Origin of the sequence: Burkholderia sp. S-53 (genome assembly GCF_025560745.1) — a bacterium.
Lineage (GTDB): Bacteria > Pseudomonadota > Gammaproteobacteria > Burkholderiales > Burkholderiaceae > Burkholderia > Burkholderia pyrrocinia.
Genome location: NZ_CP090483.1, coordinates 1,766,901 through 1,789,034 on the forward strand (window position 1 = coordinate 1,766,901; position 22,134 = coordinate 1,789,034).

Here is a 22,134-nt window from a genome sequence, read left to right on the forward strand (position 1 = left end):
GAGCGAGACGGAATGTCAGAGTTCGCCCGAGCGGATCAGCCCGACGGCGATGCCTTCCAGCGCGAATTCCGCGCTGCCGGCCTTGACGAAGATGTTTTCGTAATCGGGGTTCTCGGCGATCAGCTCGAGACCGCCCGGCCGGCGCATCAGGCGCTTGACCGTGACGTCGTCGCCGAGACGCGCGACGATGATCTGGCCGTCCTTCGCTTCCGTGCGCTTCTGCACGGCGAGGAGGTCGCCGTCGAGAATGCCGGCGTCGCGCATCGACAGGCCGCGCACCTTCAGCAGGTAATCGGGCTTGCTGGAGAACAGCGCGGGATCGCACGCGTAATGCTGCGAGATGTGCTCCTGCGCGAGGATCGGGCTACCGGCCGCGACGCGGCCGACGAGCGGCAGCGACAGTTGCATCAGGCCGGCGTGCGGCAACGTGAACTGGTGCGGGGAATCTTCGAGGCCGAGCAGGCGGATGCCGCGCGATGCGCCGGCGGCCAGCTCGATCACGCCCTTGCGCGCCAGTGCGCGCAAGTGCTCCTCGGCCGCATTCGGCGAGCTGAAGCCCAGTTCGGCCGCGATCTCGGCGCGGGTGGGCGGGAATCCGGAGCGCTCGATCGCGCGACGGATCAAGTCGAACACTTGTTGCTGACGGGCGGTGAGTTTGGTCATGGCTCAACTGTATGGATAGACAGTGAGCTGTATTTTTATACAGTACTTCGCGAATTTCAAGCGTTACTTGAGGTTCGACGCGATCACGCCGGTTCCGACGCGATTTCGCGACGTCCGGACGCCGGTTCATCTGCCGCAACCGTCCATCCCGTATGCGTTAGCACTTTTGAGTATTAAAAAATGAAGAACGATTATTTTTAATCATGTAACCCGTTCGTTAGACTGGCCCGACATCGCAATACCGACAACAGTGGAGAACCAAGGATGGCGAAGCGCAATACGGGGCTGGTGGACGGCGTGGGCCGCCTGATCGCAACACTCGCGCTGGGCGCGGCGGCGGCGCTGGGCGTCGCGACGCACGCGCAGGCCGATACGACCTTCCTGAACGTGTCGTACGACCCGACGCGCGAGCTGTATCAGGACTTCAACCAGGCGTTCGGCAAGGAGTGGAAGGCGAAGACGGGCGAGACGGTCAACTTCAAGCAGTCGCACGGCGGCTCGGGCGCGCAGGCGCGCTCGGTGCTCGACGGCCTGCAGGCCGACGTCGTCACGTTGGCGCTCGCCTATGACATCGACGCGCTGGCAAACAAGGGGCTCGTCAACAAGGACTGGCAGAAGCGCCTGCCCGACAACGCGTCGCCGTACACGTCGACGATCGTGTTCCTCGTGCGCAAGGGCAATCCGAAGGGGATCAAGGACTGGGACGACCTGACCAGGCCGGGCATCTCGATCGTCACGCCGAATCCGAAGACGTCGGGCGGCGCGCGCTGGAACTACCTGGCCGCGTGGGCATACGCGCAGCACAAGCCGGGCGGCAACGAGCAGACGGCGAAGGAATTCGTCACGAAGCTCTACAAGAATGCGGGCGTGCTCGATTCCGGCGCGCGAGGCGCGACGACGAGCTTCGTGCAGCGCGGGATCGGCGACGTGCTGATCGCCTGGGAAAACGAGGCATTCCTGTCGGTCAAGGAATTCGGCACCGACAAGTTCGAGATCGTCGTGCCGTCGGTGAGCATCCTGGCCGAGCCGCCCGTCGCGGTGGTGGACAAGGTGGTCGACAAGAAGGGCACGCGCAAGCTGGCCGACGCGTACCTGAACTTCCTGTACAGCCCGCAGGGCCAGGAAATCGCGGCGCGAAACTACTACCGGCCGCGTTCGAAGAACGTGCCGGCGGAACTGACCAGGCAGTTCCCGAAGCTGAAGCTGTACACGGTCGACGACACGTTCGGCGGCTGGACCAATGCGCAGAAGACGCATTTCGCGGACGGCGGCGTGTTCGATTCGATCTACAAGCCGCAGTAACGCCATAACGACAGCGGCGCGCCACGACAGCGCGCCGCATCCCCGACGGGCCGCCGGCGCAACGCATCGCGCCGGCGGTTTGCGTCGGACCCATGAGCAGCATCGACCCAGCAAGAGCATCCGATGACGACGTACACCTTTCGCAAGCCGAGCGCGCTGCCCGGTTTCGGCGTGACGCTCGGCATCACGGTGGCCTATTTGAGCCTCGTGGTGCTGATTCCGCTCGCCGCCACGTTCCTGAAGACCGCGACGCTGTCGTGGGACCAGTTCGTCACCGCCGTCACGTCGCCGCGCGTGCTCGCGTCGTACCGGCTGACGTTCTCGGCCGCGCTCGGCGGCGCGCTGATCAACGCCGTGTTCGGCTTCCTCGTCGCGTGGGTGCTCGTGCGCTACACGTTCCCGCTCAAGCGCCTCGTCGATGCGATCGTCGACCTGCCGTTCGCGCTGCCGACGTCGGTCGCCGGTATCTCGCTCGCGGCCGTTTATGCGACCAACGGCTGGGTCGGCCAGTATCTCGCGCCGCTCGGCATCAAGATCGCGTTCACGCCGGCCGGCGTGCTGGTCGCGCTGACCTTCATCGGGCTGCCGTTCGTCGTACGCACCGTGCAGCCGGTGCTCGAGGATTTCGAGCGCGAGCAGGAAGAGGCCGCCGCGTGCCTCGGCGCGTCGCGCTGGCTGACGTTCCGCCGCGTCGTGCTGCCCGCCGTGCTGCCGGCGCTGCTGACCGGTTTCGCGCTGGCGTTCGCGCGCGCGCTCGGCGAATACGGATCGGTGATCTTCATCGCCGGCAACGTGCCGATGAAATCCGAGATCACGTCGCTGCTCATCATCACGAAGCTCGAGCAGTACGACTACGCGGGCGCCACCGCGCTCGCGGTCGTGATGCTGGTCGTGTCGTTCCTGATGCTGCTGCTGATCAACACGCTGCAATGGTATTTGCAGCGCAGGACGAGCAAGGGCGCAAGCGGCCCCGCGCCCGCGCCTGTCGCCGCCATCGCAGCAGGAGGCCAGCAATGAGCCAGGAGGCCAGCGTCGTGCTGAAAACCCCGTCGTCGGCCGCGCCAGGACGCGCGGCGAAACGGCTCGACCCCGTCAGCGAGTCGCGCGTCGTGCGCTGGCTGCTCACGGGCATCGCGCTGGCGTTCCTTGCGTTCTTCCTCGTCGTGCCGCTCGCCGCGGTGTTCGTCGAGGCGCTGCGCAAGGGCGTCGGCTTCTATCTCGAATCGCTCGCCGATCCCGACGCATGGGCGGCGATCAAGCTGACGCTGACCGTCGCCGCGATCGCCGTGCCGCTGAACCTCGTGTTCGGCGTGTGCGCGTCGTGGGCGATCGCGAAGTTCGAATTTCGCGGCAAGGCGCTGCTGACGACGCTGATCGACCTGCCGTTCTCCGTGTCGCCGGTGATCTCGGGCCTCGTGTACGTGCTGCTGTTCGGCGCGCAGGGCTGGCTGGGGCCGTGGCTGCAGGATCACGATGTGCAGATCATCTTCGCGGTGCCGGGCATCGTGCTCGCGACGATCTTCGTCACGTTCCCGTTCGTCGCGCGCGAGCTGATTCCGCTGATGCAGGCGCAGGGCACCGACGAGGAAGAGGCCGCGCGCGTGCTCGGCGCATCGGGCTGGCAGATCTTCCGCCGCGTGACGCTGCCGAACGTGAGGTGGGGCCTGCTGTACGGGGTGATCCTGTGCAACGCGCGCGCGATGGGCGAGTTCGGCGCGGTGTCGGTCGTGTCGGGCCACATCCGCGGCGTGACCGACACGATGCCGCTGCACGTCGAGATCCTGTACAACGAATACAACTTCGCGGCGGCGTTCGCGGTGGCGTCGGTGCTGGCGCTGCTCGCGCTCGTCACGCTCGCGCTGAAGCTGCTCGCCGAGCGTCATCTCGCCGCCGAACTGGCCGGCGCGCGCGACGCCGTACCAGCACATGCCGGCCCCGTCGCCGCCGTTTCGTCGAAATCGTAAAGAGGCAACCAGAATGGGTATCACCGTCCGTAACCTTCAGAAGCGCTTCGGCGATTTCACGGCGCTCGACAACGTGTCGCTCGACTTTCCGCCCGGCGAGCTGGTCGCGCTGCTCGGGCCGTCCGGCTGCGGCAAGACCACGCTGCTGCGCGTGATCGCGGGCCTCGAGCACGCGGACGCCGGCCAGGTCGTGCTGCAGGGGCTCGACGTCGCGTCGGTCGGCGCGCGCGACCGCCAGGTCGGTTTCGTGTTCCAGCACTACGCGCTGTTCCGCCACATGACGGTGTTCGAGAACGTCGCGTTCGGGCTGCGCGTGAAGCCGCGCCGCGAGCGGCCGTCGGAAGCCGCGATTCGCGACAAGGTGCACGAATTGCTGAAGCTCGTGCAGCTCGACTGGCTCGCGCAGCGCTATCCGTCCGAGTTGTCGGGCGGCCAGCGCCAGCGCATCGCGCTGGCCCGCGCGCTCGCGGTCGAGCCGAAGGTGCTGCTGCTCGACGAACCGTTCGGCGCGCTCGACGCGAAGGTCCGCAAGGAATTGCGCGGCTGGCTGCGCCGTCTGCACGACGACCTGCACATCTCGACGATCTTCGTCACGCACGACCAGGAGGAGGCGCTGGAGGTGGCCGATCGGATCGTCGTGCTGAACCGCGGCCACGTCGAGCAGGTCGGCAGCCCGCAGGACGTCTACGATCATCCGCAGAGCGCGTTCGTGTACGAGTTCCTCGGCGCGGCGAACCGGCTGCCGGGCACGGTCGCCGGGCGCGGCTTCGTCGCCGAGGGCGCCGCTGCGCCGATCGAGGTCGACGCCGATTTCGCGGGCCCCGCGAACGCGTACGTGCGCCCGCACGACCTGCAGATTTGGCCGGCAGGCGAAGGGCACCGGGACGGCATCGCGGTCGACGTGCGACGCGTGATCCCGCTCGGCGGTTCGGTGCGTGTCGAACTCGAGGCGCGCGCGGGCGGCGCACTCGAGGCGGAACTCGATCGCGACGCGTGGCGTGCGCTCTCGCTGCAGGTCGGTGACGGCGCGACGGCCGTGCCGCGCGCGGTGCGCGTGTTTCCCGCGCGTTGAAGCGAGAATGCAGGGCAGGGGGCGGAATCCGCTCCGATTCGACAATCAAACAACGACAGCCTAAGAGGCATACCCATGAATTTTCAGCAATTGCGGTTCGTGCGCGAAGCGGTGCGCCAGAACATGAACCTGACGGAAGTCGCGAACGTGCTGTACACGTCGCAGTCGGGCGTGTCGAAGCAGATCAAGGATCTCGAGGATGAACTGGGCGTCGACATCTTCATTCGGCGCGGCAAGCGGCTGACGGGCCTCACGGAGCCCGGCAAGGCCGTGCACCAGTTGATCGAGCGGATGCTGCTCGACGCCGAGAACCTGCGTCGTGTCGCACGCCAGTTCGCGGATCAGGACAGCGGCCACCTCGTCGTCGCGACGACGCACACGCAGGCGCGTTATGCGTTGCCGAAGGTGATCCGGCAGTTCACCGACGTGTTCCCGAAGGTGCATCTCGCGCTGCGCCAGGGCAGCCCGCAGCAGATCGCGCAGATGATCCTGAACGGCGAGGCGGATCTCGGCATCTCGACCGAGGCGCTCGACCGCTATCCGGACATCGTCACGTTCCCGTGCTATTCGTGGCACCACACGGTCGTCGTGCCGAAGGGCCATCCGCTCGTCGGCCGCGAGAACCTGACGCTCGAGGAAATCGCCGAGTATCCGATCATCACGTACGACCAGGACTTCACGGGCCGCTCGCACATCGACCAGGCGTTTACGGCGGCGGGCGCCGTGCCCGACGTCGTGCTGACCGCGATCGACGCGGACGTGATCAAGACTTATGTCGAGCTCGGGATGGGGATCGGCGTCGTCGCGGCGATGGCCTACGATCCGCAGCGCGACACGGGCCTCGTCGCGCTCGATACGCAGCACCTGTTCGAGGCGAGCACGACGCGGGTCGGGCTCCGCAAGGGCGCGTTCCTGCGCGCGTATGCGTACCGGCTGATCGAGATGTTCGCGCCGCACCTGAACGAAGCGGAAATCGCGGGGATGTTGCGCGAAGCGGTCTGACGGCAGTACTTCTCGCGCCGTCCGGGACGTTGCGCCGGGCGGCGCGGCGTGCGTTCGCCCGATGTGATACGCAGCGCGGCGGCAGGGGCGGTGCCGCCGTCATGGTGGCGGATACATCGAACCATCGACCGCAGTCGCGGTTTTCGATCTTTCCCGTCTGCCGCACGCGGCGATCGACACGCGTGCGCCTGCCGGCAGAAAAACGAGACGGTAGATGCGAACGTTTCGGCCATTCGGCGAGGTCGAACGGGCCACGCTTCGGAAGATATGATTCAATGCGCGTGAATGCCGGATGACGGGCGTTCGCGCCGCTCTCCGGCTTCCATCCCGACCGGCTGGTACCTGCGGCGCAACGCACAACGCGCAACGAACGCCGAGACGAAGCGTGCAAAGCGATACCGGCAGGCAATCCTCATTCAGAAAACAACGCACGCGGATTGCCGGTTCCGACACACTCGACGACATATCGCGCAACACGCAACACGCACGAAGAAGAAGTAAACAATGAATCTCAAATGGTTTCTCTTTTCCTTCGAAGGCCGGATCGGGCGCATGCCGTGGTGGATCTACGCGCTGGTTTCCGCGTTGGTCAGCGCGTTTTTCGACGCGGGTTCACGCGGTTCGTCGAACGACGATCTGCCGCTGCTGGCGATGCTCGTGCTGTTCGCGATCGCGGTCGTCGCGGTGTGGTCGTCGATTGCCGTCGGCGTGAAGCGGCTGCACGACATCGACAAGTCGGGGTGGTGGATGCTGCTGCTCTTCGTCCCGATCGTCGGCGCGATTGCGCTGTTCGTGATGAACGGCTTCATCGCCGGCACGCCGCATGCGAACCGCTTCGGCGAGCCGCCGTCGGCCGATGAAGACGAGCCGGCGCCGCAGGACCCGGCGTGACGCGCGGCGGCCTCCGCAAGTGTGGCTTTTGCGCGTCGCGACGCACGCTCGCGCACTCCGAAAAAACCCTTAAATATTGATCAGACAGGTTGCGCGTCGAAGCGAATCGGTACAGCATAGCTTTCACTCCGCCGGCTTCCAGCCGGCGGCGGCGCGTCAACGACAGCACGCGCCAGGCAGTCGGCCGTCTGCCTCGCTTCCATTCCGTGGTACCGACAGCAGCATCGATGGCCATTGCTCGGGTAGTGTGGCGCAAACGTTTGCTCACATTAAAACAACAGTCCGGCCCTTCGGGCCAGTCGCCAGGAGATGTGTATGAATGTCCGCTTTCGCCGTCGCTTCCTGACCGCCGCGCTTGCCGCCGTCGCGGTCGCCGCCGCACCGGCCGTCCACGCGCAATCGGCCGCCAAGCCGAAGGTCGCACTCGTGATGAAGTCGCTCGCCAACGAGTTCTTCCTGACCATGGAAACCGGCGCGAAGGAATACCAGAAACACAACGCGAATCAGTTCGACCTGATCACCAACGGCATCAAGGACGAGACCGACACCGCGAACCAGATCCGCATCGTCGAGCAGATGATCGTGTCGAAGGTCGACGCGATCGTGCTCGCGCCGGCCGATTCGAAGGCGCTCGTGCCGGTCGTGAAGAAGGCTGTCGACGCGGGCGTCATCGTCGTGAACATCGACAACCGGCTCGATCCCGACGTGCTGAAGTCGAAGAACCTGAACGTGCCGTTCGTCGGCCCGGACAACCGCAAGGGCGCGCGCAAGATCGGCGATTACCTCGCGAAGAAGCTGAAGGCGGGCGACCAGGTCGGCATCGTCGAAGGCGTGTCGACGACGACCAATGCGCAGCAGCGCACGGCCGGCTTCCAGGACGCGATGAGGGCGGGCGGGATGAAGGTCGTGTCGGTGCAGTCCGGCGAATGGGAGATCGACAAGGGCAACGCGGTGGCCGCTGCGATGCTCAACGAGTACCCGAACCTGAAGGCGCTGCTGTGCGGCAACGACAACATGGCGATCGGCGCCGTGTCGGCCGTGCGCGCGGCCGGCAAGCAGGGCAAGGTGGCCGTGGTCGGGTACGACAACATCAACGCGATCAAGCCGATGCTGAAGGACGGCCGCGTGCTCGCGACCGCCGACCAGTACGCTGCGAAGCAGGCCGTGTTCGGTATCGACACGGCGCTCAAGGCGATCGCCGAGCATCGCAAGCAGGCCGACATGTCCGGCGTGGTCGAGACGCCGGTGGATCTCGTGACGAAGTGACGCCGCGCCGGTGCGGCCGCCGCCCTCAAGAATCCGGCGCGGCGGCCGTTATCCGGTGTGAGCGCGATCACGGCCACTGCATGCACATGCACTAGTGAGCGTCACACCCGCGCGCCGCGTGCGCGCGGCCGCAACCAGGATCGCGATGGAACCGACCTTCCAACCCTCCCGTTCAGCTACCCCGGTGCTGTCCGTTTCCGGCATCGGCAAGACCTATGCCGAACCCGTGCTCGCCGACGTCACGCTGACGCTCGCGGCGGGCCAGGCGCTCGCGCTGACGGGCGAGAACGGCGCCGGCAAGAGCACGCTGTCGAAGATCATCGGCGGGCTCGTCGAACCGACTGCCGGCACGATGCAGCTTGGCGGCCACGCGTATGCACCGGCGAGCCGCACGCAGGCGGAGGCGCTCGGCGTGCGCATGGTGATGCAGGAGTTGAACCTGCTGCCGACGCTGACGGTCGCCGAAAACCTGTTCCTGAACCGGCTGCCGCGACGCTTCGGGATCATCGATCGCGCGCGGCTGCGCGACGACGCGCGTGCCGCGATGGCGCAGGTCGGGCTCGACATGGTCGATCCCGATACGCCCGTCGGTGCGCTCGGCATCGGCCATCAACAGATGGTCGAGATCGCGCGCAACCTGATCGGCGATTGCCGTGTGCTGATTCTCGACGAGCCGACCGCGATGCTGACCGCGCGCGAAGTCGCGCTGTTGTTCGAGCAGATCGACCGGCTGAAGGCACGCGGTGTCGCGATCGTCTACATCTCGCACCGGCTCGAGGAACTCGCGCGCGTCGCCGAACGCGTCGCGGTGCTGCGCGACGGCCGGCTCGTGCATGCGGGCGACATGGCGGCGACGACGTCCGACGGGCTCGTCACGCTGATGGTCGGGCGCGAGATCGGCGAGCACATCGATCTCGGCGAGCGCCGTATCGGCGCGCCGCGGCTCGTCGTGTCGGGCCTCACGCGCGGGTCGGCCGTGCGGGACGTGTCGCTCGAGGTGCGCGCGGGCGAGATCTTCGGCATCTCGGGGCTGATCGGCGCAGGGCGCACCGAACTGCTGCGGCTGATCTACGGTGCCGATACGCCGGATGCCGGGATGATCGCGGTCGGCCAGCCGCTGAAACCGGCGCGTATCGCTTCGCCCGTCGATGCGGTGAAGCACGGCATCGCGCTGATTACCGAGGATCGCAAGGGCGAGGGGCTGCTGTTGTCGCAGTCGGTCACCGCGAATGTGTCGCTCGGCCAGCTCGACCGGCTCGCGCACGGCGGCGTCGTCGACACGGTGCGCGAAACGGCGCTCGCCGAGCGTCAGATCGACGCGCTGCGGATCCGCACGCACGGCGCGACGCAGCCGGTCGGCGAACTGTCGGGCGGCAACCAGCAGAAGGTCGTGATCGGCCGCTGGCTCGCGCGCGACATGGGCGTGCTGCTGTTCGACGAGCCGACGCGCGGGATCGACGTCGGCGCCAAATTCGAGATCTACACTTTGATGGGCGCGCTCGCGCGCGAAGGCCGCGCGCTCGTCGTCGTGTCGAGCGACCTGCGCGAGCTGATGCTGATCTGCGACCGGATCGGCGTGATGTCGGCCGGGCGCATGACCGCCGTGTTCGAGCGCGGCAACTGGACCCAGGATGCGCTGCTGGCCGCGGCGTTCGCCGGCTTCGGCCGCGAGACGCCGCCGGGCGGGACGCAGCATCCGGACGCGGGGCCGGCGCAGGGCGCCGCTCCCGGCACTTCGACGACAGGACGACAGCAATGACCCAGCCTCCCGTATCCCCGACCGACGCAGGCGCGCAGCAGGACGTGACGGGGCGCCGCGCGCGCACGCTGTCCGGCACGCGGCTCGGCCTGTCGAACTATCTCGGGCTTGCCGGCGCGCTGGCCGCGATGATCGCGCTGTTTTCGGTGCTGAGCTCGCATTTCCTGACCTACGACACGTTCAGCACGATCGCGAACCAGATTCCCGATCTCGTCGTGATGTCGGTCGGGATGACCTTCGTGCTGATCATCGCCGGGATCGACCTGTCGGTCGGCTCGGTGCTCGCGCTCGCCGCGTCGATGGTCAGCGTCGCCGCGCTGAAATGGCAGTGGGGGCCGCTGCCGGCCGCGCTGATCGGGATCGCGGTCGCGACCGCCACCGGCGCGCTGACGGGCGCGGTCACGGTCGGCTGGCGGATCCCGTCGTTCATCGTGTCGCTCGGCGTGCTGGAGGCCGCGCGCGGCCTCGCGTATCAACTGACGAATTCGCGCACGGCCTATATCGGCGACGCGTTCGATTTCCTGTCGAACCCGATCGCGCTCGGCATCTCGCCGGCGTTCCTGATCGCGGTCGCGGTGATGATCGCGGCCCAGTTCGTGCTCACGCGCACCGTGTTCGGGCGCTATCTCGTCGGGATCGGCACGAACGAGGAAGCCGTCCGACTTGCCGGGGTTAACCCGCGGCCGTATAAAATCCTCGTATTCGCATTGATGGGCGCGCTCGCGGGGCTCGCGTCGCTGTTCCAGATTTCGCGGCTCGAGGCGGCCGATCCGAACGCGGGCGTGGGCCTCGAACTGCAGGTCATTGCGGCCGTCGTGATCGGTGGCACGAGCCTGATGGGCGGGCGCGGCTCGGTGATCAGCACGTTTTTCGGCGTGTTGATCATCTCCGTGCTGGCCGCGGGGCTGGCGCAGATCGGCGCGAACGAGCCGACGAAACGGATCATCACCGGCGCGGTGATCGTGGTGGCGGTCGTGCTCGATACGTATCGCAGCCGGCGCGCGCGCGTGCGCTAGAGCTAGAAAGACAGACAGAACAGACCAGAGAGAAACGGGAAATGGCGACGATCAAGGATGTGGCGGCCATGGCGGGCGTGTCGTTTACGACCGTCTCGCACGTGGTGAACAATTCGCGGCCGGTGTCCGCGGATGTGCGTGCGAAGGTCGAGGGCGCAATCCGCGAGCTGAACTACGTGCCATCGGCCGTGGCGCGCTCGCTGAAGGCGCGGGCGACGGCGACCATCGGCCTCGTCGTGCCGAACAGCACGAATCCGTACTTCGCGGAGCTTGCGCGCGGCATCGAGGATCAGTGCGCGGCCAACGGCTATTGCGTGTTCTTCTGCAACTCGGACGACGATCCCGTGAAGCAGCGCAACTACCTGCGCGTGCTGCAGGAAAAGCGCATCGACGGGCTGATCGTCGCATCGGCGGGCGAGGATGCGGTGCTGGCGCAGACGCTTGCGGACATACATGCGCCGCTCGTCGTCGTCGACCGCAACATCGAGGGGCTCGCGGCCGACCTCGTGCAGATCGACCATGAACGTGGCGCGTACCTGGCGACGCGCCACCTGCTCGAACTCGGGCACGCGAAGATCGGCTGCATCACCGGGCCGACCGATACGGCAGTCAGCGCGATGCGCGTGCACGGCTTCATCCGCGCGATGGCCGAGCGCGGGGTCGACATCGTGCCGGGTGCGATCGCGGAAAGCGACTTCTCGTGCCTCGGCGGCTATCACGCGGCGTCGCGGCTGTTCGAAACGGTGCGGCCGAGCGCGATCTTCGCGGGCAACGACCTGATGGGCGTCGGCGCGCTGCGCGCGGCGGCCGAGCGCGGGCTGCGCGTGCCCGACGACTGCTCGATCATCGGTTTCGACGACATCGAATTTTCCCGCTACACGTATCCGGCGCTGTCGACGGTCGGCCAGTCGGTACGCGCGCTCGGCGAAATGGCCGCGCAGACGCTGATCGAGCGGATCGGCGGCGGCTCGACGGCCGTGCCGAGCCGCCGTCGCGTCGTGTCGCCGCGCCTCGTGCTGCGCGAATCGACGGCGATCTACCGCGAGCCGGCTGGCACAGGCGGTCGCGCATGACGGCGTCCGCTGCGCGCACCGGCCGCGTGACGGTGGTCGGCAGCCTGAACATGGATCTCGTCGTGCGTGCGCCGCGGCTGCCGCTGCCGGGCGAAACGCTCGCCGGGCACGCGTTCGCGCAGGCAGCGGGCGGCAAGGGCGGCAACCAGGCCGTCGCGGCCGCACGGCTCGGCGCGCAGGTCGCGATGATCGGCTGCGTCGGCGCGGATGCGCACGGCGCTGCGCTGCGCGCGGGCCTCGAAGCCGAGGGCATCGACTGCACGGGGCTTGCGACGAGCGCGTCGGCGTCGACCGGCGTCGCGCTGATCGTCGTCGACGATGCGAGCCAGAACGCGATCGTGATCGTCGCGGGCGGCAACGGCGAGGTCACGACCGACACGATCGCGCGCCACGAAGCCGCGCTGGCGTCGGCGGACGTGGTGATCTGCCAGCTCGAGACGCCGCCCGATGCGGTGTTCGCGGCGCTGTCGGCCGGGCGGCGGCTCGGACGCACGGTGGTGCTCAATCCGGCCCCGGCCGTCGCGCCGCTGCCGGACGGCTGGCTGCCGCTCGTCGACTACCTGATTCCGAACGAAGTGGAGGCGGCCGCGCTGACCGCGCTGCCGGTGCGCGATCCGTCCGATGCGGAAGCCGCCGCGCGTGCGCTGCAGGCCGGCGGCGCGCGCAACGTGCTGGTCACGCTCGGCGCGCGCGGCGTGCTCGCGCTGACGGCCGACGGCACCGCGCGGCATTATCCGGCTCCGGCCGTGCAGGCCGTCGACACGACGGCAGCCGGCGATACCTTCATCGGCGGCTTTTCCGCGCGGATCGCGGCCGGCGCGGACGTCGACACGGCCATCCGCTTCGCGCAACGCGCGGCGGCGCTGTCGGTCACGCGCGCGGGCGCGCAGCCGTCGATCCCGACGCTTGCCGAACTGGCCGAATAGGGCGCGATCGCCGATTCCGCATCGCGGCCGGCCCGTCGCACGAGACGGCCGGCCGTACCACCTGTCATCGGCCAGCTGCCGGCGCCCCACGGGCTTTCTCCCATCCTGTTTGTCGGACCGACCGGATTTCGCGTCGATTATTCAGCTATTTGTAATAAACAGACCAATAATTCGAAAAAATAGCGCAAAAACCATCAAGTTGTGCGCTGCACGGTCGTAAATGCACGGAGTGAAGCAATGCTTCGAGCCAACGGGCCTGGCCCGTTCATGACGACGCAACACAGGATGGATGATGGTGTTCAGGAACCTGACGATTCGTGCGCGCATCGGTTTGACGATGGCGTTTCTGGCGGTGCTGCTGGGCGTAACCGGGGTGCTCGGGCTGTACGGGATGACGCGTTCGAACGACTCGACGCGCGAGATTTTCACGAACCAGATGCCGAGTGCGGTCGACGTGGCGGTCGCGGAAATGTTCGCCGCGCGCGAGCGCCTCGCGCTCGACCGCGCGGCGCTGCTGTCCGGCACGCCCGACTCGGCGGCCGCCATCGAGCGCAGCCGGGCGATGCGCACGCAGTCCGACGCGTGGTGGCAGAAGTATCTCGCGCTGCCGCGCGGGCCGGAGGAGGATCGGCTCGCGCAGGATGTCGCCGCGAAGCGGCTGGCGCTGCAACGCGGCTGTGACGCGTTCGCGAGCGTCGTCGGGGCGGACCAGCGCGATCGCATCGGCGACGGCGCCAAGCAGCTCCAGGCGCTCTACAACGACCTCGCGGTGGCGAGCGAAGCGCTGCGTAATTTCCAGTTCACCGATGCGAAGGCGAGTTTCGACCGTTCGGAAGCGACGTTCGACATGCTGCGCGTGCTGTCGATCGTCGCGCTCGCGGCCGGCGTCGGCGCCGCGCTGCTGTCGTGGCTGACGCTGAGCCGCGCGATCGGCCGCCCGATCGCGGACGCGCTCGCGCATTTCGACGCGATCTCCGCAGGCGACCTGCGCCGGCCGATCGTCGTGCACCGGCGCGACGAGATGGGCCAGCTTCTCGACGGCCTCGCGAAGATGCAGCGCGGGCTCGTCGACACGGTGCGCACCGTGCGCGGCGGCAGCGAGTCGATCGCGACCGCGGCCCGCCAGATCGCGGCCGGCAACATCGACCTGTCGTCGCGTACCGAGGAACAGGCCGCTGCGCTGCAGGAAACCGCGTCGAGCATGGAACAGCTGACCGGCACCGTGAAACAGAACGCCGACAATGCGCGCCAGGCAAGCGCGCTGGCCGCGAACGCGTCGGAGATTGCCAACAAGGGCAATACGGTGGTCGGCCAGGTGGTCGGCACGATGGGCGAGATCAACGACAGCTCGGCCAGGATCGCGGACATCATCGCGATCATCGAGGGAATCGCATTCCAGACCAACATTCTTGCGCTGAATGCGGCCGTCGAAGCCGCGCGCGCGGGCGAGGAAGGCCGCGGCTTCGCAGTCGTCGCGGGCGAGGTGCGCAGCCTCGCACAGCGTTCGTCGACCGCGGCCAAGGAGATCAAGGCGTTGATCGACGCGTCGGTGGAGCGCATCCGGTCGGGGTCGACACTGGTCGACGAAGCGGGGCGCACGATGAGCGACGTGATCGGTGCGGTGCAGCGCGTGACGGACATCATGGGCGAAATCGCCGCGGCGTCCGAGGAGCAGAGCGGCGGGATCGACCAGGTGGCGCGCGCGGTCGCGCAGATGGACGAGGTCACGCAGCAGAATGCGGCGCTCGTCGAGGAAGCCGCCGCCGCCGCGCAGTCGCTCGACGAACAGGCTGCGCGCCTGCGCGAAACGGCGTCGGTGTTCCAGCTCGACGACGAAGCGGCACGCCCCGGCGCAGTCGCGCCGGCAGCCGTGCGTCACGCGTCGCGTGCACCTGCGGCGGCAGTTGCCGTGCCGGCGCAACAGGCTGCTGCGCGCGACGATCGCGATGCACCGCCGAAGCGCACGGCTGCGGCGATGCCGGCTCGCAAGCCCGCGACCGCATCTGCGGCGCCTGCCGCGGCGCCGGTCGCTTCTGCCGGCGGCGCCGACGACTGGGAGACCTTCTGATTCGCGCGTGCCGCGTATCTATCCCCATTTGGTGACGAACGACGCCCGCGACATGCGGGCGTCGTCGTTTCGGCGGCAGACAAAATGTGACAGTGCGCATGAACGATCGTGCATCGTCGCGCGCATCGCGTGACTTGTCCCGGCGGATACGCGCAACGATGCGCGTCGTATGCCCGCAACTGTCGTACGGGTATCTCCGTAAGGGCGCTGCGCAAAAAAATTGTAACGGTGCGCGAAGCGTGTCGTCGTAAACGGCCGCTCGAACGTATAGGGATGAAGGGGGGAAGCGACGACGTCGGATGTGTCCAACGCACAAGAGGTTCCGTCGTTCGACGAGACGCGGCGGATGCAGTTTCTGCGGCTCGGGAGATCGATTGTAAAACGACGAAATGTGTTGTCCAAGCGGTGTTGTCGAGAATAACGAACTTCATACGAAGAGTTCGTGAAAAAAAATAAGAAAGGGTTTAGGATGAATTCGAACGCGCTTGCTTCTGCGCAGTCGTACGAAGGCAGGCACGTCTTCAGACTCAGGCGAGGGAGGTAGCATGGATATTTACAGCAGCTTCGCGAACCGCTTCGAAAAAACGCGAGAGGAAGAGCTCTCGCTGGAGGAGTATCTCGCGCTCTGCAAGAACGATCCATCCGCGTACGCGACGGCTGGTGAACGCATGCTGGCAGCAATCGGGGAACCTGAACACATCGATACCCGCAACGAGCCGCGCCTGTCGCGGATCTTCGCGAACAAGGTCATCAAGGTCTATCCCGCATTCCGTGAGTTCTACGGAATGGAGGAAGTGATCGAGCAGGTGGTTGCGTACTTCCGCCACGCTGCGCAAGGGCTCGAAGAGAAGAAGCAGATCCTCTATCTGCTCGGTCCGGTGGGCGGCGGCAAGTCGTCGATCGCCGAGCGTCTGAAGCAACTGATGGAGCGCGTGCCGTTCTATTCGCTGAAGGGTTCGCCCGTCAACGAATCGCCGCTCGGGCTGTTCGACTACGACGAAGACGGCCCGATCCTCGAGGAACAGTACGGCATTCCGCGCCGCTACCTGAAAAACATCCTGAGTCCGTGGGCCGTCAAGCGGCTGCACGAATACAACGGCGACATCCGCCAGTTCCGCGTCGTGCGCCGCTATCCGTCGATCCTGCGGCAGGTCGGCATCGCGAAGACGGAGCCGGGCGACGAGAACAATCAGGACATCTCGTCGCTGGTCGGCAAGGTCGACATCCGCAAGCTCGAGCAGTATGCGCAGGACGACGCCGATGCGTACAGCTACTCGGGCGGTCTGTGTCTCGCGAACCAGGGCCTGCTCGAATTCGTCGAAATGTTCAAGGCGCCGATCAAGGTGCTGCACCCGCTGCTGACCGCCACGCAGGAAGGCAACTTCAAGGGCACCGAGGGCTTCGGCGCGATTCCGTTCGACGGGATCATCCTCGCGCACTCGAACGAGTCGGAGTGGAAGGCGTTCCGCAACAACCGCAACAACGAGGCACTGCTCGACCGGATCTTCGTCGTGAAGGTGCCGTACTGCCTGCGCGTGTCGGAAGAGACCAAGATCTACGAGAAGCTGATCCGCAACTCGTCGCTCGCCGAGGCTGTATGCGCGCCGGGCACGCTGAAGATGATGTCGCAGTTCTCGGTGCTGTCGCGTCTGCACGAGCCGGAGAATTCGAGCCTGTTCTCGAAGATGCAGGTGTATGACGGCGAAAACCTGAAGGACACCGATCCGAAGGCGAAGTCGTACCAGGAGTACCGCGACTACGCGGGCGTGGACGAAGGGATGACGGGCGTGTCGACGCGCTTCGCGTTCAAGATCCTGTCGCGCGTGTTCAACTTCGATTCGAGCGAGGTCGCGGCCAACCCCGTGCACCTGATGTACGTGCTCGAACAGCAGATCGAACGCGAGCAGTTCCCGCCGGAAACCGAGCAGAAGTACCTGTCCTTCGTGAAGGACGTGCTCGCGTCGCGTTACGCGGATTTCATCGGCAAGGAGATCCAGACGGCCTATCTCGAGTCGTATTCGGAGTACGGCCAGAACATCTTCGACCGCTACGTCACGTATGCGGACTTCTGGATCCAGGACCAGGAATTCCGCGATCACGACACGGGCGAGAGCTTCGATCGCGCCGCGCTGAACGCGGAGCTGGAGAAGATCGAGAAACCGGCCGGCATCAGCAATCCGAAGGATTATCGCAACGAGATCGTGAACTTCGTGTTGCGTGCACGGGCGGCGAACGCCGGCAAGAACCCCGTGTGGACGAGCTACGAGAAGTTGCGCGTCGTGATCGAGAAGAAGATGTTCTCGAACACCGAGGAACTGTTGCCGGTGATTTCGTTCAACGCGAAGGGTTCGGCGGAGGAGCAGCGCAAGCATGAGGACTTTGTGAACCGGATGGTCGCGAAGGGCTATACGCCGAAGCAGGTGAGGCTGCTTTGCGACTGGTACCTGCGCGTGCGCAAGTCGTCATGACGCGCGCGGTACCGAGCCCGTACGGCGAGTCCGTACGGGCGCTTTCAGAGACGCCGCCCGCATGACGGGAGACGGCATGTGCGGCGAGCGTCCCGGCATATCGACTTTCGAGCGGGAGACCGGCAGTGCTTCATCAAATCATCGACCGCAGGCTGGCCGGCAAGAACAAGAGTATCGCCAATCGCGAACGCTTTCTGCGTCGCGTCAAGAACTACATTCGTCGTGCCGTGTCCGACGCGGTGCGCGACCGTAGCATCAAGGATATCCAGAGCACGCAGAGCATCACGATCCCGCGCAAGGACATCGCGGAGCCGAATTTCCGGCACGGACCGGGCGGGCGTCGTGAATACGTGCACCCTGGCAACGAGGACTACGTGCGCGGCGACAAGATCCCGCGTCCGCAGGGCGGCTCGGGCGGCGGCGGCAGTCAGGCCAGCAACGAGGGCGAAGGGCAGGACGACTTCGTGTTCGAACTGTCGCGCGACGAGTTCATGCAGTACTTCTTCGACGATCTCGAACTGCCGCGCCTCGTGAAGACGCACCTGCTGACGGTGCCGAGCTGGAAGAACGTGCGCGCGGGCTGGTCGGCGGAAGGCACGCCGAACAACATCGACGTCGTGCGTTCGCTGCGCAGCGCGCTCGGCCGGCGCATCGCGCTCGGCTCGCCGCTCGTCAACGAGCTGCGCGAACTCGAGGCGCAGCTCGAGGCGCTGAAGAGCGATCCGGAAGACCGCCGCGAGGAAATCGCGTTGCTGGAGGCCGAGATCCATCACCTGAAGGGGCGCATCTGGCGGATTCCGTTCATCGATCCGTTCGACCTGCGCTACATCAACCGCGTGAAGCAGCCGCAGCCGTCGAGCCAGGCCGTGATGTTCTGCCTGATGGACGTGTCGGGCTCGATGGACGAGCAGCGCAAGGATCTCGCGAAGCGCTTCTTCATCCTGCTTTACCTGTTCCTCAAGCGCAACTACGAGCGCATCGAGGTCGTGTTCATCCGTCACCATACGCGTGCCGAGGAAGTCGACGAGGATACCTTCTTCCATTCGACCGAAAGCGGCGGCACGGTCGTGTCGAGCGCGCTCGAACTGATGCGCAAGGTGCAGAACGAGCGCTACTCGCCGACCGAGTGGAACATCTACGGCGCGCAGGCGTCCGACGGCGACAACTGGACCGACGATTCGCCCAAGTGTCGCAAAATCCTGGAAGAGGATATCCTCACGAAGACGCGTTACTTCGCGTATATCCAGGTCGCGCCGGAAGAGCAGAATCTGTGGCTGGAATACGCGCAGCTGGCGCTGTCGCAGCCGCATCTCGCGATGAAAAAAGTGGAATCGGCTGCCGAGATTTACCCGGTGTTTCGCGAATTGTTCGAAAAGCAGGTGGAAATGTCATGACGACCCGCCATCTGCACAACGAGTCGCGCGGCTACGAGCCGCGCCCCTCCGGCGACGACACGGCCGGCTCTGCCGCATCGCAGCAACGCGCGCAGGCCGAACCGCCGCCGCCGGCCGCCGACTTGCCCGCTACGGGGCAAAAGGAAGCGCGTATGAACGTTGCCGAACGCAAGCCGCTGCCGTGCCCGTCCGACTGGACGTTCGAACTGCTCGAGGAATACGACACGCACATCTCGCAGGTCGCCGAACAATACGAGCTCGACATCTACCCGATCCAGCTCGAACTGATCAGCGCCGAACAGATGATGGATGCGTATGCATCGGTCGGGATGCCCGTCAACTACCGCCACTGGTCGTTCGGCAAGCACTTCCTCGCGACCGAGAAGAGCTATCGCCGCGGCCAGATGGGCCTCGCGTACGAAATCGTCATCAATTCGAATCCGTGCATCGCGTATCTGATGGAAGAGAACACGATGACGATGCAGGCGCTCGTCATCGCGCATGCGGCGTACGGGCACAACTCGTTCTTCAAGGGCAACTACCTGTTCCGGCTGTGGACCGACGCGCACGCGATCATCGACTATCTCGTGTACGCGAAGAACTACGTCGCGGAATGCGAGGAGCGCTACGGGCTCGATCGCGTCGAGGAACTGCTCGATTCGTGCCATGCGCTGATGAACTACGGCGTCGACCGCTACAAGCGGCCGCAGAAGCCGTCGCTGTCGAAGGAAGCGGCGCTGCGGCGCGAGCGCGAGGCATACCTGCAGTCGCAGGTGAATGAACTGTGGCGCACGCTGCCGGGCAAGAAGCCCGAGCTGATGGAGGAGCAGGAAGGCCGCTATCCGCCCGAGCCGCAGGAGAACCTGCTGTATTTCGCGGAGAAGAACGCGCCGCTGCTCGAACCGTGGGAGCGGGAAGTGATCCGCATCGTGCGCAAGATCGGCCAGTATTTCTACCCGCAGCGGCAGACGCAGGTGATGAACGAAGGCTGGGCGACGTTCTGGCATTACACGCTGCTGAACACGCTGTACAACCAGGGCAAGCTGGAAGACGGCTTCATGATGCAGTTCCTGCATTCGCACAGCAACGTGGTCTACCAGCCGCCCGTCACGAAGCCGTACTACAGCGGGATCAACCCGTATGCGCTCGGTTTCTCGATGATGAGCGACATCCGGCGGATCTGCGAAGCGCCGACGGAAGAGGACTACAAGTGGTTTCCGGAGATCGCGGGCACCCCGTGGCTGCCGGCGATGCACTACGCAATGCGCAACTTCAAGGACGAGAGCTTCATCGCGCAGTACCTGTCGCCGAACCTGATCCGCGAGATGCGGCTCTTCTCGGTGCTCGACGACGACATGCGCGATTCGCTCGAGGTGTCGGCGATCCACGACGATTCCGGCTACCAGTACGTGCGGCAGGCGTTGTCGCGGCAGTACGACATCCATCACCGCGAGCCGAACATCCAGGTGTGGGCGGTGAATACGCGCGGTGACCGCAGCCTCACGCTGCGTCACTTCATGACCGACAACCGCCACCTGTCGAACGACAGCGACGAGGTGCTCAAGCACATGGCGCGGCTCTGGCAGTTCGACGTGTATCTGGAAAGCGTCGACGAGGCCGGCACCGTGCGCAAGCGCTACGAGTGCCGCTACGTGCCGCCGGAGGTGCGCGTTTGATCGTCGGCTACAAGAATGTTTGCATCGGACGCCAGCCCGCGGGCTGGCGTTTTCATATGACGAACGCGCGGCAAGAGAAAAATTTTCTACATCCGGACGAACCCGGAAAGCCTGTTACTTTACATTTCGCTAAAATCCCGTAGCGCCGTGCCGCCGGAACCGGTGCCACGTGCGACCGCACGCGGCGGCCCCCAGCCGTCTCGCCCAGAAAGCACTAAAAGGAACAGACCAATCCATGGACGTCCAGACCGACCAAGCTGCGCTGTCTGCGCATGACACCCGGCGGCGCGTGTTCGCCATCGTCGGCGCCTCATCGGGCAACCTCGTCGAGTGGTTCGACTTCTACATCTACTCGTTCTGCGCGCTGTACTTCGCGCCGGCGTTCTTCCCGAGCGGCAACACCACGACGCAGCTGCTGAACACGGCCGGCGTGTTCGCGGCCGGCTTCCTGATGCGTCCGATCGGCGGCTGGCTGTTCGGCCGCATCGCCGATCGTCACGGCCGGCGCGCCGCGATGATGATCTCGGTGCTGATGATGTGCGGCGGCTCGCTCGTGATCGCGGTGCTGCCGACCTATGCGCAGATCGGCGCGCTCGCGCCGGCGCTGCTGCTGGTTGCACGCCTGTTCCAGGGGCTGTCGGTGGGCGGCGAATACGGCACGAGCGCGACCTACATGAGCGAGGTCGCGCTGAAGGGCCGGCGCGGCTTCTTCGCGTCGTTCCAGTACGTGACGCTGATCGGCGGCCAGCTGTGCGCGCTGCTGGTGCTCGTGATCCTGCAGCAGACGCTGTCGACCGACGAACTGAAGGCGTGGGGCTGGCGCATTCCGTTCGTCGTCGGCGCGGCGGCCGCGCTGATTTCGCTGTACCTGCGGAAATCGCTCGACGAGACGTCGACCAGCGCGTCGCGCGACAAGAAGGACGCCGGCACGATTCGCGGCGTGTGGCAGCACAAGGGCGCGTTCTTCACGGTGGTCGGCTTCACGGCCGGCGGCTCGCTGATCTTCTACACGTTCACCACGTACATGCAGAAGTACCTCGTGAACACGGCAGGCATGCACGCGAAGACGGCCAGCAACGTGATGACCGTCGCGCTGCTCGTCTACATGCTGATTCAGCCGGTGTTCGGCGCGCTGTCCGACCGGATCGGCCGCCGCACGTCGATGATCCTGTTCGGCTCGTTCGCGGTGATCGGCACGGTGCCGCTGATGCATGCGCTGAAGGACGTCACGAGCCCGGTGGCCGCGTTCGTGCTGATCACGGTCGCACTGGCGATCGTCAGCTTCTACACGTCGATCAGCGGCCTCATCAAGGCCGAGATGTTCCCGCCGGAAGTGCGCGCGATGGGCGTCGGCCTGTCGTACGCGGTCGCGAACGCGATCTTCGGCGGCTCGGCCGAGTATGTCGCGCTGTGGTTCAAGTCGATCGGCAGCGAGGAAACCTTCTACTGGTACGTGACCGCGCTGTGCGCGATCTCGCTGATCGTATCGTGGCGGATGCGCGATCCGAGCAAGGAAGGGTACCTGCGCCACGAACCGTGATCGATTGCGCCGCGCGCGCATTCGCATCGTGACGAACGTCCCGCCAACTGGCGG

General features: G+C 66.0%; 17 protein-coding genes. 16 read left to right on the forward strand and 1 reads right to left on the reverse strand.

From position 1 onward, the window contains the following. Positions 1–15: 15 nt before the first annotated feature. Entirely contained in the window at positions 16–663 is a 648-nt protein-coding gene (gene lexA / locus LXM88_RS13200; RefSeq protein ID WP_047900600.1) for a transcriptional repressor LexA, read from the reverse strand. A 264-nt stretch (positions 664–927) separates the two neighbouring features. Here lexA and LXM88_RS13205 point away from each other — a divergent pair, with 264 nt between their 5' ends. From LXM88_RS13205 to LXM88_RS13280, 16 genes are all read left to right on the forward strand, one after another. Further along, positions 928–1,965 (forward strand): sulfate ABC transporter substrate-binding protein, encoded by a 1,038-nt coding sequence (locus LXM88_RS13205; RefSeq protein WP_262542750.1) that lies wholly within the window; start codon positions 928–930, stop codon positions 1,963–1,965. Positions 1,966–2,088: 123 nt separating this feature from the next. Next, positions 2,089–2,982, forward strand: coding sequence for a sulfate ABC transporter permease subunit CysT (cysT, locus tag LXM88_RS13210; protein ID WP_262542751.1), 894 nt, complete (start codon positions 2,089–2,091; stop codon positions 2,980–2,982). Then, a complete protein-coding gene (gene cysW, locus LXM88_RS13215; protein WP_262542752.1) occupies positions 2,979–3,929 on the forward strand; it encodes a sulfate ABC transporter permease subunit CysW in 951 nt (316 codons plus the stop codon). The genes cysT and cysW overlap by 4 nt, the downstream gene beginning before the upstream one ends. Before the next feature lie 13 nt (positions 3,930–3,942). Further along, the gene (locus tag LXM88_RS13220) at positions 3,943–5,001 is read left to right on the forward strand and encodes a sulfate/molybdate ABC transporter ATP-binding protein (protein WP_262542753.1); all 1,059 of its coding nucleotides are present in this window, start codon (positions 3,943–3,945) and stop codon (positions 4,999–5,001) included. A gap of 75 nt (positions 5,002–5,076) precedes the next feature. Beyond that, the gene (locus LXM88_RS13225; protein ID WP_175955462.1) at positions 5,077–6,003 is read left to right on the forward strand and encodes a CysB family HTH-type transcriptional regulator; all 927 of its coding nucleotides are present in this window, start codon (positions 5,077–5,079) and stop codon (positions 6,001–6,003) included. A 504-nt stretch (positions 6,004–6,507) separates the two neighbouring features. After that, positions 6,508–6,894, forward strand: a complete 387-nt coding sequence (locus LXM88_RS13230) for a DUF805 domain-containing protein (RefSeq protein WP_262542754.1) — start codon at positions 6,508–6,510, stop codon at positions 6,892–6,894. Between the two features lie 315 nt (positions 6,895–7,209). Then, the gene (locus tag LXM88_RS13235) at positions 7,210–8,160 is read left to right on the forward strand and encodes a sugar ABC transporter substrate-binding protein (RefSeq protein WP_262542755.1); all 951 of its coding nucleotides are present in this window, start codon (positions 7,210–7,212) and stop codon (positions 8,158–8,160) included. 145 nt (positions 8,161–8,305) lie between these two features. Further along, positions 8,306–9,919 carry a sugar ABC transporter ATP-binding protein gene (locus LXM88_RS13240; protein ID WP_262542756.1) on the forward strand — a complete coding sequence of 538 codons (1,614 nt, stop codon included), beginning with the start codon at positions 8,306–8,308 and terminating at the stop codon, positions 9,917–9,919. Next, positions 9,916–10,935: an ABC transporter permease gene (locus LXM88_RS13245; RefSeq protein WP_262542757.1), complete on the forward strand. Its 1,020-nt coding sequence runs from the start codon at positions 9,916–9,918 to the stop codon at positions 10,933–10,935. The genes LXM88_RS13240 and LXM88_RS13245 overlap by 4 nt, the downstream gene beginning before the upstream one ends. A 41-nt stretch (positions 10,936–10,976) precedes the next feature. Beyond that, the gene (locus LXM88_RS13250; protein WP_262542758.1) at positions 10,977–12,008 is read left to right on the forward strand and encodes a LacI family DNA-binding transcriptional regulator; all 1,032 of its coding nucleotides are present in this window, start codon (positions 10,977–10,979) and stop codon (positions 12,006–12,008) included. Beyond that, positions 12,005–12,934, forward strand: coding sequence for a ribokinase (gene rbsK / locus LXM88_RS13255; protein WP_262542759.1), 930 nt, complete (start codon positions 12,005–12,007; stop codon positions 12,932–12,934). Before LXM88_RS13250 ends, rbsK begins: the two co-directional genes overlap by 4 nt. A gap of 292 nt (positions 12,935–13,226) precedes the next feature. After that, positions 13,227–15,002 (forward strand): methyl-accepting chemotaxis protein, encoded by a 1,776-nt coding sequence (locus LXM88_RS13260; RefSeq protein ID WP_262542760.1) that lies wholly within the window; start codon positions 13,227–13,229, stop codon positions 15,000–15,002. A gap of 545 nt (positions 15,003–15,547) precedes the next feature. Further along, on the forward strand, positions 15,548–17,470 hold the full coding sequence (locus LXM88_RS13265) for a PrkA family serine protein kinase (protein ID WP_047900613.1): 1,923 nt from the start codon (positions 15,548–15,550) through the stop codon (positions 17,468–17,470). A 125-nt stretch (positions 17,471–17,595) separates the two neighbouring features. Beyond that, complete coding sequence (locus LXM88_RS13270; protein ID WP_262542761.1) at positions 17,596–18,864, forward strand: YeaH/YhbH family protein; 1,269 nt, start codon at positions 17,596–17,598, stop codon at positions 18,862–18,864. Then, positions 18,861–20,540: a SpoVR family protein gene (locus LXM88_RS13275; protein ID WP_262542762.1), complete on the forward strand. Its 1,680-nt coding sequence runs from the start codon at positions 18,861–18,863 to the stop codon at positions 20,538–20,540. Before LXM88_RS13270 ends, LXM88_RS13275 begins: the two co-directional genes overlap by 4 nt. 235 nt (positions 20,541–20,775) lie before the next feature. After that, positions 20,776–22,080: an MFS family transporter gene (locus LXM88_RS13280; RefSeq protein WP_065500107.1), complete on the forward strand. Its 1,305-nt coding sequence runs from the start codon at positions 20,776–20,778 to the stop codon at positions 22,078–22,080. Positions 22,081–22,134: the final 54 nt, after the last annotated feature.

What these genes read in the sequence shown, in the direction of transcription:
- lexA (WP_047900600.1), bottom strand. Translation starts at nt 663, where the DNA reads ATGACCAAACTCACCGCCCGTCAGCAACAAGTGTTCGACTTGATCCGT.
- LXM88_RS13205 (WP_262542750.1), top strand. Translation starts at nt 928, where the DNA reads ATGGCGAAGCGCAATACGGGGCTGGTGGACGGCGTGGGCCGCCTGATC.
- cysT (WP_262542751.1), top strand. Translation starts at nt 2,089, where the DNA reads ATGACGACGTACACCTTTCGCAAGCCGAGCGCGCTGCCCGGTTTCGGC.
- cysW (WP_262542752.1), top strand. Translation starts at nt 2,979, where the DNA reads ATGAGCCAGGAGGCCAGCGTCGTGCTGAAAACCCCGTCGTCGGCCGCG.
- LXM88_RS13220 (WP_262542753.1), top strand. Translation starts at nt 3,943, where the DNA reads ATGGGTATCACCGTCCGTAACCTTCAGAAGCGCTTCGGCGATTTCACG.
- LXM88_RS13225 (WP_175955462.1), top strand. Translation starts at nt 5,077, where the DNA reads ATGAATTTTCAGCAATTGCGGTTCGTGCGCGAAGCGGTGCGCCAGAAC.
- LXM88_RS13230 (WP_262542754.1), top strand. Translation starts at nt 6,508, where the DNA reads ATGAATCTCAAATGGTTTCTCTTTTCCTTCGAAGGCCGGATCGGGCGC.
- LXM88_RS13235 (WP_262542755.1), top strand. Translation starts at nt 7,210, where the DNA reads ATGAATGTCCGCTTTCGCCGTCGCTTCCTGACCGCCGCGCTTGCCGCC.
- LXM88_RS13240 (WP_262542756.1), top strand. Translation starts at nt 8,306, where the DNA reads ATGGAACCGACCTTCCAACCCTCCCGTTCAGCTACCCCGGTGCTGTCC.
- LXM88_RS13245 (WP_262542757.1), top strand. Translation starts at nt 9,916, where the DNA reads ATGACCCAGCCTCCCGTATCCCCGACCGACGCAGGCGCGCAGCAGGAC.
- LXM88_RS13250 (WP_262542758.1), top strand. Translation starts at nt 10,977, where the DNA reads ATGGCGACGATCAAGGATGTGGCGGCCATGGCGGGCGTGTCGTTTACG.
- rbsK (WP_262542759.1), top strand. Translation starts at nt 12,005, where the DNA reads ATGACGGCGTCCGCTGCGCGCACCGGCCGCGTGACGGTGGTCGGCAGC.
- LXM88_RS13260 (WP_262542760.1), top strand. Translation starts at nt 13,227, where the DNA reads ATGGTGTTCAGGAACCTGACGATTCGTGCGCGCATCGGTTTGACGATG.
- LXM88_RS13265 (WP_047900613.1), top strand. Translation starts at nt 15,548, where the DNA reads ATGGATATTTACAGCAGCTTCGCGAACCGCTTCGAAAAAACGCGAGAG.
- LXM88_RS13275 (WP_262542762.1), top strand. Translation starts at nt 18,861, where the DNA reads ATGACGACCCGCCATCTGCACAACGAGTCGCGCGGCTACGAGCCGCGC.
- LXM88_RS13280 (WP_065500107.1), top strand. Translation starts at nt 20,776, where the DNA reads ATGGACGTCCAGACCGACCAAGCTGCGCTGTCTGCGCATGACACCCGG.